Source organism: Pseudomonas sp. GV047 (genome assembly GCF_003058245.1).
Classification (GTDB): Bacteria; Pseudomonadota; Gammaproteobacteria; order Pseudomonadales; family Pseudomonadaceae; genus Aquipseudomonas; species Aquipseudomonas marginalis.
The window spans coordinates 120,245-134,572 of sequence record NZ_QCWA01000003.1 but is presented as its reverse complement, the minus strand read 5'-3'; the positions used below and the strand labels follow the sequence as shown (position 1 = coordinate 134,572).

Annotated in this window: 15 protein-coding genes; 7 read left to right on the top strand and 8 right to left on the bottom strand. The window is 61.4% G+C overall.

Annotated features, from left to right (window positions below; genetic code table 11):
• The 5 genes from livM (at nucleotide 1) to C8K58_RS09010 (ending at nucleotide 5,470) form a co-directional block, all read left to right on the top strand.
• Complete coding sequence (gene livM / locus C8K58_RS09035) at nucleotides 1-1,278, top strand: high-affinity branched-chain amino acid ABC transporter permease LivM (RefSeq protein ID WP_027607702.1); 1,278 nt, start codon at nucleotides 1-3, stop codon at nucleotides 1,276-1,278.
• On the top strand, nucleotides 1,275-2,150 hold the full coding sequence (locus C8K58_RS09030; protein ID WP_027607703.1) for an ABC transporter ATP-binding protein: 876 nt from the start codon (nucleotides 1,275-1,277) through the stop codon (nucleotides 2,148-2,150). The genes livM and C8K58_RS09030 overlap by 4 nt, the downstream gene beginning before the upstream one ends.
• Nucleotides 2,147-2,863, top strand: a complete 717-nt coding sequence (locus C8K58_RS09025; RefSeq protein WP_027607704.1) for an ABC transporter ATP-binding protein — start codon at nucleotides 2,147-2,149, stop codon at nucleotides 2,861-2,863. The genes C8K58_RS09030 and C8K58_RS09025 overlap by 4 nt, the downstream gene beginning before the upstream one ends.
• Before the next feature lie 786 nt (nucleotides 2,864-3,649).
• The gene (locus tag C8K58_RS09015) at nucleotides 3,650-4,414 is read left to right on the top strand and encodes an SDR family oxidoreductase (protein WP_027607705.1); all 765 of its coding nucleotides are present in this window, start codon (nucleotides 3,650-3,652) and stop codon (nucleotides 4,412-4,414) included.
• Between the two features lie 150 nt (nucleotides 4,415-4,564).
• Nucleotides 4,565-5,470, top strand: a complete 906-nt coding sequence (locus C8K58_RS09010) for a cation diffusion facilitator family transporter (protein WP_065940892.1) — start codon at nucleotides 4,565-4,567, stop codon at nucleotides 5,468-5,470.
• A gap of 27 nt (nucleotides 5,471-5,497) precedes the next feature.
• On the opposite strand, the gene C8K58_RS09005 is transcribed toward C8K58_RS09010, so the two are convergent.
• The 5 genes from C8K58_RS09005 to ureE form a co-directional block, all read right to left on the bottom strand.
• On the bottom strand, nucleotides 5,498-6,619 hold the full coding sequence (locus tag C8K58_RS09005) for an AGE family epimerase/isomerase (RefSeq protein WP_108573622.1): 1,122 nt from the start codon (nucleotides 6,617-6,619) through the stop codon (nucleotides 5,498-5,500).
• Nucleotides 6,620-6,737: 118 nt separating this feature from the next.
• Entirely contained in the window at nucleotides 6,738-7,310 is a 573-nt protein-coding gene (locus C8K58_RS09000; protein WP_108573621.1) for a HupE/UreJ family protein, read from the bottom strand.
• A 22-nt stretch (nucleotides 7,311-7,332) separates the two neighbouring features.
• Complete coding sequence (gene ureG, locus C8K58_RS08995; RefSeq protein WP_012721947.1) at nucleotides 7,333-7,947, bottom strand: urease accessory protein UreG; 615 nt, start codon at nucleotides 7,945-7,947, stop codon at nucleotides 7,333-7,335.
• A 21-nt stretch (nucleotides 7,948-7,968) separates the two neighbouring features.
• A complete protein-coding gene (locus C8K58_RS08990) occupies nucleotides 7,969-8,643 on the bottom strand; it encodes an urease accessory protein UreF (protein ID WP_027607709.1) in 675 nt (224 codons plus the stop codon).
• Nucleotides 8,640-9,140 (bottom strand): urease accessory protein UreE, encoded by a 501-nt coding sequence (ureE, locus tag C8K58_RS08985; RefSeq protein WP_065947138.1) that lies wholly within the window; start codon nucleotides 9,138-9,140, stop codon nucleotides 8,640-8,642. Before ureE ends, C8K58_RS08990 begins: the two co-directional genes overlap by 4 nt.
• A 339-nt stretch (nucleotides 9,141-9,479) precedes the next feature.
• On the opposite strand from ureE, the gene C8K58_RS08980 reads away from it, so the two are divergent.
• Complete coding sequence (locus C8K58_RS08980) at nucleotides 9,480-10,001, top strand: C40 family peptidase (RefSeq protein WP_027607711.1); 522 nt, start codon at nucleotides 9,480-9,482, stop codon at nucleotides 9,999-10,001.
• Nucleotides 10,002-10,006: 5 nt separating this feature from the next.
• Here the strand turns inward: C8K58_RS08980 and C8K58_RS08975 are convergent, their stop codons facing one another.
• Complete coding sequence (locus tag C8K58_RS08975; protein WP_027607712.1) at nucleotides 10,007-10,639, bottom strand: TetR family transcriptional regulator; 633 nt, start codon at nucleotides 10,637-10,639, stop codon at nucleotides 10,007-10,009.
• A 163-nt stretch (nucleotides 10,640-10,802) separates the two neighbouring features.
• Entirely contained in the window at nucleotides 10,803-11,174 is a 372-nt protein-coding gene (locus C8K58_RS08970) for a hypothetical protein (protein WP_065925601.1), read from the bottom strand.
• Between the two features lie 358 nt (nucleotides 11,175-11,532).
• On the opposite strand from C8K58_RS08970, the gene C8K58_RS08965 reads away from it, so the two are divergent.
• Nucleotides 11,533-13,602, top strand: coding sequence for an AsmA family protein (locus tag C8K58_RS08965; protein WP_108573620.1), 2,070 nt, complete (start codon nucleotides 11,533-11,535; stop codon nucleotides 13,600-13,602).
• Between the two features lie 126 nt (nucleotides 13,603-13,728).
• Here the strand turns inward: C8K58_RS08965 and C8K58_RS08960 are convergent, their stop codons facing one another.
• A complete protein-coding gene (locus C8K58_RS08960) occupies nucleotides 13,729-14,259 on the bottom strand; it encodes a bacterioferritin (protein WP_027607715.1) in 531 nt (176 codons plus the stop codon).
• Nucleotides 14,260-14,328: the final 69 nt, after the last annotated feature.

The following is a 14,328-nucleotide window of genomic DNA, read 5'->3' as shown; positions in this document are numbered from 1 at the left end:
ATGTCTGCTGCCAAACCCATCGATATCAAGAAAAGTGTGGTCGATACGGTCCTTGCCGGGCTGATTTCGTTGATCGTGTTCGGTCCGATCGTCGGCGTGGTCCTCGACGGCTACAGCTTCAACCTGGAACCGGCCCGTGTGGCTACCCTGGTCGCCATCGTGATGGCCGGGCGCTTTGCCCTCAGCCTGTTCCTGCAAACCCCCAAGGGCCTGAAGATTCTGCAGGGCTTCGAGAGCAGCGGCTCCGGCGTGCATGTACTGCCACCGGACTACAAGTCGCGGCTGCGCTGGATCATCCCGGCGCTGATCGTGATCGCCATCGTGTTCCCGATCTTCGCCAACAAGTACCTGCTGACCGTGGTGATCCTCGGGCTGATCTACGTGTTGCTGGGCCTGGGCCTGAACATCGTGGTCGGCCTGGCCGGGCTGCTCGACCTGGGTTACGTGGCGTTCTACGCCATCGGCGCCTACGGCCTGGCGCTGGGTTATCAATACCTCGGCCTGGGCTTCTGGAGCGTGTTGCCACTGGCAGCCATCGCAGCGGCTTTAGCGGGGTGCATACTCGGCTTCCCGGTGCTGCGAATGCACGGTGACTACCTGGCCATCGTGACCCTGGGCTTCGGTGAAATCATTCGCCTGGTGCTCAACAACTGGCTGTCATTCACCGGCGGCCCCAACGGTATGCCGGTGCCTTCGCCGACCTTCCTGGGCCTGGAGTTCGGGCGCAAGGCCAAGGAGGGCGGGGTTCCGTTCCACGAGTTCTTCGGCATCGATTACAACCCCAACATCAAGTTCATGTTCATCTACATCGTGCTGTTCCTGGTGGTGCTGGCCGTGCTGTACATCAAGCACCGCCTGACCCGCATGCCGGTCGGCCGCGCCTGGGAAGCCTTGCGCGAAGATGAGATCGCCTGCCGCTCCATGGGCCTGAACCACGTGCTGGTCAAGCTCTCGGCCTTCACCATTGGCGCGTCCACTGCCGGTTTGGCCGGGGTGTTCTTTGCCAGCTACCAAGGCTTCGTCAACCCGTCGTCGTTCACCTTCTTCGAGTCGGCGCTGATCCTGGCCATCGTGGTACTGGGCGGCATGGGATCGACGGTCGGCGTGGTGATCGCGGCGTTCGTGTTGACCGTCGCGCCTGAACTGCTGCGCAGCTTCAGCGAATACCGCGTGCTGCTGTTTGGCGTGCTGATGGTGGTGATGATGATCTGGCGACCGCGCGGCCTGATCCGGATCAGCCGCACCGGTGTGACACCGCGCAAGGGGGTAGCGCCATGAGCAAGGAAGTCGTCCTCTCCGTGGAACACCTGATGATGCACTTCGGTGGCATCAAGGCCTTGAGCGATGTGAGCCTCAAGGTCGAACGCAACTCGATCTTCGCCCTGATCGGCCCCAACGGCGCGGGCAAGACCACCGTGTTCAACTGCCTCACCGGCTTCTACAAAGCCAGCGGCGGCAAGATCGAACTGAACATCCGTGGCAAGCAGACCAATGTGATCCAGCTGCTCGGCGAGCGCTTCAAGGCGGTCGACTTCGTATCGCCGAAAAGCTTCTTGAGCCGGGTGTACTACAAGATGTTCGGCGGCACCCACCTGGTCAACCGCGCCGGTCTGGCCCGGACCTTCCAGAACATTCGCCTGTTCAAGGAAATGTCGGTGCTGGAAAACCTGCTGGTGGCCCAGCACATGTGGGTCAACCGCAACATGCTGGCGGGCATCCTCAACACCAAGGGCTACCGCAAGGCCGAAAGCGATGCCCTCGACCACGCGTTCTACTGGCTCGAAGTGGTGGACCTGGTGGACTGCGCCAACCGCCTGGCCGGTGAGCTTTCCTACGGCCAGCAGCGCCGCCTGGAAATCGCCCGCGCCATGTGCACCCGGCCGCAGATCATCTGCCTGGACGAGCCGGCAGCGGGCCTCAACCCCCAGGAGACCGAAGCCCTCAGCGCGATGATTCGCCTGTTGCGCGACGAACACGACCTGACGGTGGTGCTGATCGAACACGACATGGGCATGGTGATGAGTATTTCCGACCACATTGTGGTGCTGGACCACGGCAACGTGATTGCCGAAGGCGGGCCGGAAGCGATCCGCAACGACCCGAAAGTGATTGCCGCCTACCTGGGCGCCGACGAAGAGGAGCTGGTATGAGTGCACCTATCCTCGAAATGAAGGACCTGGACGTGTTCTACGGCCCGATCCAGGCCCTGAAAAAAGTTTCGCTGCACATCAACGAAGGCGAAACCGTCAGCTTGATCGGCTCCAACGGCGCGGGTAAATCCACGCTGCTGATGTCGATCTTCGGCCAGCCACGGGCCGAGTCGGGGCAGATCCTCTACAACGGCGTCGACATTACCCACAAGTCGTCCCACTACATTGCCTCCAACGGCATTGCACAGTCGCCGGAAGGGCGGCGGGTGTTCCCCGACATGACCGTCGAGGAAAACCTGCTGATGGGCACCATCCCCATTGGCGACAAGTTCGCCCAGGACGATATGCAACGCATGTTCGAGCTGTTCCCACGGCTCAAGGAACGACGTAACCAGCGCGCCATGACCATGTCCGGTGGCGAGCAGCAAATGCTCGCCATCGCCCGCGCGCTGATGAGCCGACCCAAGCTGTTGCTGCTGGACGAACCGAGCCTGGGCCTGGCGCCGATTGTGGTGAAGCAGATCTTTTCCACCCTGCGCGAGCTGGCCTCCACCGGGATGACCATCTTCCTGGTGGAGCAGAACGCCAACCATGCATTGCGTTTGTCGGACCGGGCGTATGTGATGGTCAACGGTGAGATTCGCCTTACCGGCACCGGCAAGGAGCTTTTGGTGAACGAGGAAGTGCGCAACGCTTACCTCGGTGGCCACTGATCTAAATAACGACGCAGTACCCCTGTGGGAGGGGGCTTGCCCCGATGGCGTTGTATCAGTCAGCACACCTGAAACTGACACACCGCCATCGGGGGAAAACCCCCTCCCACATTTGTTTTGTGTCGCCTGCAAGACCGATCCCAAATTGTGGAAAACAAATCCAGCCCCCCTCCAAAGCGCGACATATAGCCGCCGCAAATCCCTGTTTTGTCACACTTTTGACTTGTCCCCATCCACTGTGGAACCGGCTGTGGGTAACGTGGGAGTAGCTGGCTGAACCCCTTTAAAACCGTGGCTTTCAGCTGTGTGGTTGTTTTTTGATCAGTGGCTTTTTCGCGGCCGATCGAGGGGTTTGTCAACCTGTTTAAAGACACAGGTATATGACTGAAATATGTCCCGCCAGCCTGTGGATAAGTCTGTGACTAAACTCTGGAAACACGGCCGCAGAGGCCGGAATGACTGGCCTGGAGCCATCGCTCGATTTGTCCCGCCGCCCCTGGGCCTACATACGCCTTCGTCCAGGTCAAGCAAAAAACTTTCTAAAATCGCCTGGAAGCCTTGTACACAGCGGCCTGAAGCGTTTTGCACTTGCCCCCAGAGACTGTGGGCGCAGCTGTGGATAACCTGCGCGCATATGGCTGCAAGCCACGGTTCATAAGGCTTTGCTCTGAATGATTAAAAAATGACCAGTCGTGCATGAAGTTCTGTGCATGGCGGTTGCCGCAACCGCGGCGTAAGGGCATTCTGCTGGCTGATTTTTTTCCCGATGCCCGCAAGGAGAACACCATGTCCAACACGCTGTTTATTACTGGCGCCACCTCAGGTTTCGGCGAAGCCTGCGCCCGCCGGTTTGCCGAGGCCGGCTGGAAACTGGTGCTTACCGGTCGTCGTGCCGAGCGTTTGAATGCGCTGGTCGAGGAGCTTTCCAAGCAGACCGAAGTGCACGGCCTGGTGGTGGACGTACGGGATCGCACAGGCATGGAAGAGGCGATCGCCAACCTGCCGCCATCGTTCGCCACCCTGCGCGGGCTGATCAACAACGCCGGCCTGGCCGTGGGCACCGACCCGGCGCCCAAGTGCAACCTCGACGACTGGGAAACCATGGTCGACACCAACATCAAAGGCCTGCTGACCACCACCAGCCTGCTGCTGCCGCGCCTGATCGCCCATGGCCGTGGCGCCGGGATCATCAACCTGGGCTCCATCGCCGGCAGCTACCCGTACCCGGGCAGCCATGTGTATGGCGGTTCCAAGGCGTTCGTGAAGCAGTTCTCCCTGAACCTGCGGTGTGACCTGCAGGGCACCGGCGTGCGTGTGACCAACATCGAGCCGGGCCTGTGCGAAAGCGAGTTCTCCCTGGTGCGCTTCGGCGGTGACCAGGCGCGCTACGACGCGACCTACGCCGGTGCCGAGCCGATCCAGCCGCAGGACATTGCCGACACCATCTTCTGGGTGCTGAACACGCCGGCGCACGTCAACATCAACCGCCTGGAACTGATGCCGGTGAGCCAGACCTGGGCGGGGTTTGCGATTGAGCGGGGGGCCAAGTAAGGCTCTAGACCGCGTTGCTGCCATCGGGGGCTTGGCGAATCGTCGCACCGCCCCGATGGCGTCAAATCGGCCAAAACAGGCCATAAGGTACACTCCACCCCTGAAAACCCCACCGCACCCTGCGGTTTAAAGGTTTTGACGGGAGGAAATGTGAGTAACCGAGGTGAGCAGTCACTGCTCAAGCAATCGACGATCCTGATGTTCGCGGTAGCGATCGCCGGGATTGTCACGGGTGTGATATCTGGCGCCCAATCCATTCTGTTCGACGGCTTTTTCTCGCTGATCGCCACCGCCATCAAGGTGTTGATGCTGATCACGGCCAAGCTGATCGCCAAGAAAAGCAACGAGCGCTTCCAGTTCGGCTATTGGCACCTGGAGCCCATGGTGCTGCTGATCGAAGGCAGCTTCCTGCTGCTGATCGCCATCTATGCGTTCCTGAACGGTGTGTTCGGCATTATCAATGGCGGGCGCGAGATCGAGTTGGGCCTGGTGATCATCTACGCGGCGGTGTTTACCGTGGTCGAGTTCGCCTACTTCTTCTATGTGCGCTATCGCAACCGCAGGCTGAAATCATCGCTGATCCAGTTCGACAACATCAGTTGGCTGGTGGACGCGATGCTCTCGGTGGGCCTGCTGGTCAGCTTTCTCGCCGCGCTGTTGCTCAAGTCCCAGGGCTATGGCGAGTGGGCGGTGTATGTCGACCCATTGATCCTGATCCTGCTGGCCCTGAGCATGCTGGCACCGGCGTTCAAGATCCTGCGCCCGGCGTTGCGCGAGGTGCTGGGGATCGCGCCGGATCACCTGGATGACAAAGTGCGCGAGGTGATGGACGCGGCGCAGGCCAGGCATGGGTTCGATGACTACGTGTCCTACGTGCAAAAGCACGGTCGGGCGCGGTTTATCGAAATCCATGTGGTGCTGCCGGCGGATTACCCGGTGGATAACGTCGCGACCCTCGATGGGCTGCGTGAAGAGATATCCACAGGGCTGGGCAAACCGGATGCGGCGCGCTGGCTGACGATCAGCTTTACCGGGGATCGCAAGTGGATTGCGTGATGGGTCGTTAGACCGAGGCCCTGCAGGTCACCCGAGATGCTGGATCAGCCCCTGGTAGCAGGTTGCCAAATGATAAGGGGTGGTCGATGGCATATCCCGTCGGCTCACCGCGCCGTTGGCATCCAGGCATTCATGCCAGCCTTTCTCATGCAGGAAATGCTGTTGCAGCGCCAGCAGTTGGCGCTGCAGCACCGCCTCACTGCCAGGGCGCAAGGTCAGTGCCCGCAGGTACTCGGCTTGGGCCCAGATACGCTGGGTGCCGTCGCGTACGCTGCCGTCGAGTGCCAACATGCCGCTGACCGCTCCGGTCGCGCTGTCCACACCCTTTTGCTCTGCGTAGGCAAACGCCCGCGTCAGTGACGCATGCAGCGGCGTGCCGCGCAGCACGGGCGACGATTCGAGCAAAAAGAACCACTCGAACTGGTGCCCCGGTTCAAACCAGTTATCCACAGCGCCCAGCGGCTTTTCCATCATCACGCCGTGCCGGCGGTCGATGAAACGCTGCTGCATGGCCGTCGCCAAGGCCAGCAGGGCCGCTTGCACAGGGGCATCCTCGCGCACCGCGAGGGTGGCGAGGAAACCTTCGGCCAGGTGCATCAACGGGTTTTGCAGCGGGCCGGACTGGAGGGACGACCAGTTGCGTTCCAGCACCGCCTCGTACAGGCCGTCCTCGGTGGCGAAGCGCTGGGCGACGACTTCGAGGGCGGCGTTCAGCACCGATTCCACCAGCGGTTCACGCACCTTGGCCCAGTAATGGGCGCAGGCAAAGATGATGAAGGCGTGGGTGTAGAGGTCTTTGCGCTTGTCCAGCGGCTGGCCGGCGGGGTCGACGCTGTAGAACCAGCCGCCGTGTTCGGCATCGTGGAAATGCCGTTGCAGGGAGCGGAACAGCACCGCCGCGCGCTCTTCAGCGAAAGCCGCCCCTGGCGCGCCGATCAGGCTGGCGAACAGGTACAACTGCCGCGCGCAGGCCATGGCGCGGTAGCGTTGCGGCGGCAGTGGGCGGTGATCGGCGTCCAGCGCCTCATAGGGCAGCGCCAATTCGGCATTCCAGCCCGGGCCCTGCCAGAGCGGCACGATCAGGGTGTGGAAGTGCGTGAGCACGGCATTCAACGAAGGCTGGGGGGCGGAGCTTGGAGCGATGGGCATCGGCTGGCGTCGTCACGGCAGGGGTGTAGGCGCGCATGGTAGCAGAGGGGCAGCTTTAAGTTGTGAGCTGCAAGCTGCAAGTAAGAGCGGTTTGGCTTTTACTTGCAGCTTGCGACGTTTAGCTGGCGAGCAGCCACGCCCCAGTCGCCGCGGAAGCCGCTCCGGCAATCCGTACCAACGGTGCGGCTGCGGCCGGCAGCCAGCGCACCAGCGCATACCCGGCCGCGTGCAGTGCAGCGGTCGCGCCGACAAAACCGGCGGCATACGCCCAAGGGCTCGACATGTCCGGCAGCTCCAAGCCATGGGCCACACCATGGAACAGCGCAAACAACGCCGTCGCACCCATGGCCATGAACAACGGCGGACGCACCGCCAGTGCCACCGCCAGGCCCAGGGCCAGCACCGAGGCTGCGATCCCGCTTTCCAGCGCGGGCAATTGCAGCCCTTCAAAACCCAGCACGCCGCCCATCAGCATGGTGCCGACAAAGGTGCACGGCAGGGCCCAGCGCGCGGCACCCTTTTGTTGCGCGGCCCATAGGCCGACCGCAAGCATGGCCAGCAGGTGGTCGAGGCCGCCCAGCGGGTGGCTGATACCGGCCACCAGGCCGTTGTCGCCGTGGCCAGGGTGAGCGAAGGCCAGGGCGGGCGCGAGCAGCAGGGTGGCGGCTGCGAGGAGTTTATTGAGGTTCATAAACAGGTTCCTTATGGGTTGATCAGGCGGCGGTCAGCAGGCCTTGGCGTTCGATAAAGGCGACGATTTCTTCCAGGCCTACCCCGGTTTTCTGGTTGCTGAACACAAAGGGTTTGCCGTTGCGCATGCGCTGGGTGTCGCTGTTCATCAGCTCCAGCGACGCGCCCACCAGCGGCGCCAGGTCGATCTTGTTGATCACCAGCAGGTCGGATTTGCAAATACCAGGCCCGCCTTTGCGCGGCAGCTTGTCGCCGGCGGACACATCGATCACATAGATGGTCAGGTCCGACAGCTCCGGGCTGAAGGTGGCCGACAGGTTATCGCCGCCGGACTCCACCAGGATCAGGTCCAGGCCGGGAAAGCGGCGATTGAGTTGGTCCACCGCTTCCAGATTGATCGAGGCGTCCTCGCGAATCGCCGTGTGCGGGCAGCCGCCGGTTTCCACGCCGATGATGCGCTCCGGCGCCAGGGCCTGGTTGCGCACCAGGAAGTCGGCGTCTTCGCGGGTGTAGATGTCGTTGGTGACCACCGCCAGGTTGTAGCGATCGCGCAGCGCGAGGCACAGGGCCAGGGTCAGGGCGGTCTTGCCGGAGCCGACCGGGCCACCGATACCGACACGCAGGGGTTGTGTGTTCATGTCTGATTCTCCAAAAAAACCTTAGGAACGGAACAGGCGGCTGTACTGGCGCTCGTGGGCCATGCTCGCCAAGGACAGGCCGAAGGCGGCGCTGCCGAAATGCTGGGGGTCGATGCGGGCGGCGTCCTGCCGGGCCTGTTGCAGCTGGGGCAGCAGCTCGCTGGTCAGGCGTTGCGCGGCTTGCTGGCCCAGGGGCAGGGTTTTCATCAGCACGGCCAATTGGTTTTCCAGCCAGCTCCAGAGCCAGGCGGCGAGGGCGTCGTCGGCGCTGATCGCCCAGGCGCGCGCGGCCAGTGCCCAGCCGAGGGCCAAGTGCGGTTCGCGGCGTTGCTCCAGGAAGCGGCGGGCGTCGCTGTCCAGTTCCGGCAGGCCATTGAGCAACTGCTGCAGGGAATAACCCATCTGCCGACTTTCCTGATACAGCTCCCGGGTTTCGCGGCTGGCTTGATGCGCTTCGCACAGCTGCGCCAACGCTGGCCAGTCCTGCTCTGCGGCGGCGCGGCAATGGGCGAGCAACAGCGGAGCTTCGAAGCGCGCGAGGTTGAGCAGCAATTGGTCGCTGATCCAGCGCCGAGCGCTGGCGGCATCGTTGACGCGGCCGTTCTCCACGGCCATTTCCAGGCCCTGGGAATAGCTGTAGCCGCCAATCGGCAATTGCGGACTGGCCAGACGCAACAGCGCCCAGGCTGGGTTCATAGACGTACGCCGAACTGATGCAGCTTGGGCGGGTAGTTGAAATCTTCATCGCCATGCCGGGAGTGGTGGTGACCGCCGCCATAGGCGCCGTGTTCCGGTTGGAACGGCGCCTCGATGGTTTCGGTGTGGGCGCCCAGTTGCTCAAGCATGGCCTTGAGCACGTAGTCATCGAGCAGGCGCAACCAGCCGTCTCCCACTTGCAAGGCCACATGGCGGTTGCCGAGGTGGTAGGCGGCGCGGGTCAGTTCAAACGCGTTGCTGCAGGTGACGTGTAGCAGGTGTTCAGGGCGGGCGCACACGCGTACGACACGTCCGTCTTCGGCTTGCAGGAATTCGCCATCGTGCAGCGGCGGCTGGCCGCGCTCCAGAAACAGGCCGACGTCTTCACCGTCGGCACTGAAACAGCGCAGGCGGCTCTTGCTGCGTGCTTCGAAATTCAGCAGCAGCTCAGCGGCCCAGAGGGCTTGGGGGGCGATTCGGCGGTGGATCACCAGCATCAGGAAGCTTCCAGCTATGAGCGATGGAAGTGCTAGAGCAAGGGCCTTGCCAATCAGGTATTGATGTAGGAATTCTCTGTCGGTGCGCGAGGAGATGCCACTGAATAGGGCGGGGTTGAGTGCTGCGAGTGCTTGCTGTTGGTGCGCTGCCGGTTATTCAGCACTTAAATGGTGCTCTTTTTGTTGGCGGGTGGTGTTTATCACATCAAGTTCCTTCCGTTTTTTCGTATATGGGATTTTCGGATTTGTCCTACTGGATGTAAGGATTCGGCGTTCATCTGCTTACGCGCCAGACCGTTAGGATTTGCGCCGTGCTAAACATCCACGGCGAGTTCCAGTATGTTCAAATCAATTGTGTGTTTATTCATTTTCAGTCTTTACCTGGTCACTCCCTCGTCCTCGGCCAATATCCAGCCGCGCGGGGCAGCCCCTCTCGAGATCGCGACGCCCCTGCAGTCGCTGCAAAAGCGCCCAGCCATCGACAATGTGATCGACCGCGCCCATCAATTGCTGGGCACCTCGTATAAATGGGGCGGGAACACCGTGGAGCAGGGCTTCGACTGCAGCAGCTTGCTGGTCTACCTGTTCAGGACCGAAGCCAATATCCGTATACCCCGCACCACGGCGGCGATGCACCGTTCCAACGCCATGACGATCAAGCGTAACGCGCTCAAACCTGGGGATGCGGTGTTCTTCAAAGGTAACGGGCGCAGTCAGGTCAGCCATGTCGGCCTTTATATAGGCGAGGGCAAATTCATTCATTCGCCGCGCGCCGGCAAGACGGTGCGAATCGACTCACTGAGCAATCGCTACTGGAACAAGAACTACAGTACCGCCAAGCGCTTTCACTCGGCGGGATAGCCGGCTTACTCCGTACTGCCCAGGCCTTGCCAATGCTTGAGGCCGATAAAGATAAAGCGCAGTTGCTGGGTGATTTTCGCCTGGGGCGTGAGGTGGGCAGGCAAGGCCTGGGCCGGTGGATCAATGATGTCGGGAAGGGTGGCGAACACGCTCTTGACGATCAGGTCGGCCATTACATGCAGGCCATCGGCGTCCAGGTGCTGCAACTTGGGCATCAGGGTCAGGTCGGCCGCCAGGTCGCGGGTGATGTCTTCACGCAGGGCACCGATGGCTTGGCGCACCGCCAGGCAACCGCCGTATTGCTCGCGGGCCAGGAACAGGAATTGCGAGCGGTTGGCCGAGACCACATCGAGAAAAATCCGCACTGAGGCATCGATAATGCCGCCCATCACGAATTCGTTGTGGCGCACCAGGCGAATGGTGGCGCGAAAGGTCTGGCCCACCTCACTCACCAATACAAGTCCAAGCTGGTCCATATCGGCAAAGTGGCGATAGAAGCCGGTGGGGACAATGCCTGCGGCCTTGGCCACTTCACGCAGGCTCAGGCTGCCAAACCCACGGCCACACTCCATCAGATGGCGGGCAGCGTCCATCAGGGCGAGGCGGGTCTGTTGCTTCTGTTCGGCACGGGGCAGCATGGGCGGGCGGGCTTTGTCGGCAAGTACAGCGACGCACTCTAGCAAAACAGCTTCATTGACGTCGAACTTGGCGGGGAATAGGTGGGGAGTGTTGCGTGACAGGCGCTACAAAAAGTCAAAAGCCCGGTCGGCAGATCGGGCTTTTTTCTGGGCCACCACAGGGTCAGCTCTGAGCTTGATGCAGTTCTTGCAGGCGATCAGCACCACCTTCGGCAACACCTTCGGTGTAGGCACGTTCGTTGGCTTGTTCCGCACCACCTTCAACCAGGCCTTTCTGTTCCAGGCGATCACGGCCACCTTCGGCAACACCTTCAGTGTAGGCACGCTTGTTGGCGTGTTCCGAACCGTTTTCAGCGACAGCACCTTTGGCGTAGTCACGGTTCTCGTCTTCTTGCGAACCGCTGCGGGCCAGGGTCTGGTTGAAGTGAACGGCGTCGGCCTTGGCTTGTGGGGTAACCTGTTCGGCGGCTGGCAGGGCAAAGGCGCTGGAAGCCAGGATGGATAACAGGACGGTAGCGAGTACTTGGCGTTTCATGATGGGTTGCTCCTTGGGAGGGCGATAAAGTGGGTACGGGGCTAATGCTACTCTCGATAAGTCGATATAAAAGTTCATAAACACAATGGTAATAATCAACAGAATTGATTGTTCGTCAGGGAGGCTCTAGATCGGGCCTCTCAAGCACGCGGTTTTGCACCGAGGTGGGTATTTTCGACACGAACCCGGGTAACAATGGTGCGCCGTGGAGGATCGAATCTGTCGAAACGGTCAGGAAAGCAGGTTTTCAAGGGTAAATCGGAGATTGGGTTAAACCCACGAGCGGTTTGCCAGTCGTAGTTTTATAAGCTGTCCTACAGGTGTTGGTTCAGCCGGTCGTATTCAGGAGTCCTGTGCAATGACGCGCACTCGTAAAATCGTCATGTGGAGCTGCGCCAGCTTCGTTGTGTTAATCGCTGTGGTGGTACTGGTCCTGGTGTTCTTTGACTGGAACCGCATCAAACCGCCCCTCAATGCCAAAGTCTCCGAAGAACTGCATCGTCCGTTTGCCATCAATGGCAACCTGGCGGTGGTGTGGGCACGTGAGCCCGATGAAGGCGGCTGGCGCGCCTGGGTGCCGTGGCCCCATGTGATTGCCGAGGACCTGACCCTGGGCAACCCCGACTGGTCGAAAAAACCGCAGATGGTCACGCTGAAAAAGGTCGAGCTGCGTATTTCGCCGCTGGCGTTGCTGGTGCAGCGCGTGGTGATCCCGCGTATCGACCTCACCGAACCGAGTGCCGAGTTGCAGCGCCTGGCCGATGGCCGCGCCAACTGGACGTTCACGTTCGACCCCAAGGACCCCGACGCCGAACCTTCCAACTGGGTGGTGGACATCGGCGCCATTGGCTTCGACAAAGGCCACGTGACCCTCGACGACCAGACCCTCAAGACTCAGTTGGACGTGATCATCGACCCCCTGGGCAAGCCGATTCCGTTCGGCGAAATCGTCGGCGACGCCGATGCCAGGAAGGCCCTGGAAAAAGGCTCCGCGCCCCAGGACTATGCGTTCGCCCTCAAGGTCAAGGGCCAGTATCACGGCCAGAAACTCGACGGCAGCGGCAAGATCGGTGGCCTGCTGGCCCTGCAGGACGCGGCCAGGCCGTTTCCGCTGCAAGCCCAGGTCAGGATTGCCGATACCAGCATCGCGTTGGCCGGCACCTTGACCGACCCGTTGAACCTCGGCGCCCTGGACCTGCGCCTGAAACTGTCCGGCAGCAGCCTGGGTAACCTCTACCCGCTGACCGGCGTCACCTTGCCGGATTCGCCGGCCTACTCGACTGACGGCCACTTGATCGCCAAGTTGCACGAGGCCAGCGGCGCGTCATTCAGCTACGAAAACTTCAACGGCAAGATCGGCAACAGCGATATTCACGGCAACCTCGCCTATGTCGCCAGCCAGCCACGTCCCAAGCTCAGCGGTGCGTTGGTGTCCAACCAATTGCTGATGAGCGACCTCGCCCCCCTGATCGGTGCCGACTCCAACGCCAAGCAAAAAGCGCGTGGCGGTGAGAGCAAGCAGCCGGCGACCAAAGTGCTGCCGGTGGAAGAGTTCCGCACCGAGCGCTGGCGCGACATGGATGCCGATGTGGAATTCACCGGCAAACGCATCGTGCACAGTGCCGAGTTGCCCTTCACCGACCTCTATACCCACCTGGTGCTCAACGACGGCGAACTGAGCCTGGAACCGCTGCGATTCGGCGTCGCTGGCGGCAAGCTGGATGCGCAGATCCGCTTGAACGGCCGCACCACGCCGATGGAAGGCCGCGCCAAACTGACTGCGCGCAACTTCAAGCTCAAGCAGTTGTTCCCGACCTTCGAACCGATGAAAACCAGCTTTGGTGAACTCAACGGCGATGCCGATATTTCCGGGCGTGGCAACTCCGTCGCGGCGCTGCTGGGCACCTCCAACGGTGACCTGAAGATGCTGATCAACGACGGCGCCATCAGCCGTGGCCTGATGGAAATTGCCGGGCTCAACGTGGGCAACTACGTGGTGGGTCGCCTGTTCGGCGACAAGGAAGTGAAGATCAACTGCGCGGCGGCGGACTTCGGGATCAAGACCGGCCTGGCAACCACGCGCTTGTTTGTGTTCGATACCGAGAACGCGATCATCTATATCGATGGCACCGCCAACATGGCCACCGAACAGCTCGACCTGACCATCACCCCCGAGTCCAAGGGCTTCCGCCTGTTTTCCCTGCGTTCGCCGTTGTACGTCAATGGCCCGTTCATCAAGCCCAATGCGGGTGTAAAGGCCATCCCCCTGGCCCTGCGGGGCGCGGGCATGGTGGCACTGGGCGTGATCGCCGGCCCGGCAGCGGGTCTGTTGGCGCTGGTGGCACCGAGCGCCGATGCGCCGAACCAGTGTGCACCGTTGTTGCAGCAGATGAAGGAAGGCAAGGCGCCGAAGACGGTGAAGGGCTGACGGACAGAACGCAACTCAAAAATGTGGGAGGGGGCTTGCTCCCGATAGCGGGGTGTCAGTCAGTACCGCTGAAACTGACACTCCGCTATCGGGAGCAAGCCCCCTCCCACATTGGTTTTGCGCTATTTACAGGCTTTCTAGGATGTCGGCCATATCGTCCGCATGCTCTTCTTCCTGAGCCAGGATCTCTTCAAACAGACGGCGCGTGGTCGGATCCTTATCACCGATGTACTGGATGATTTCGCGGTAGCTGTCCACCGCGATCCGCTCGGCCACCAGGTCTTCGTAGACCATTTCCTTCAAGCTGTTACCGGCCACGTATTGGGCATGGGAGTTCTTCGACAGCAGGTCCGGGTTGAACTCCGGCTCGCCGCCCAGCTGCACGATGCGTTCGGCCAGTTTGTCGGCGTGCTCGGCTTCCTGGGTGGCGTGTTCGAGGAATTCCTGCGCGGCGACGGCAGCTTTAACGCCGCTGGCCATGAAGTAGTGGCGCTTGTAGCGCAGCACACACACCAGTTCAGTGGCCAGGGAGCCGTTGAGCAGGCGGATGATCTCTTCGCGGTCGGCGTCATAGCCCTCGGTCACGGCACCGTTTTCGACGTTCTGGCGGGCGCGGCTGCGCAGGGTCGCAACGTCAGTCAAGTTTGCTTCAGTCATCTCAATCTCCTGGGGCTAATCCGGTTTTACGCCACGCTCTGTCGGCGTGATCGCTCCCAGTTGTGAGTC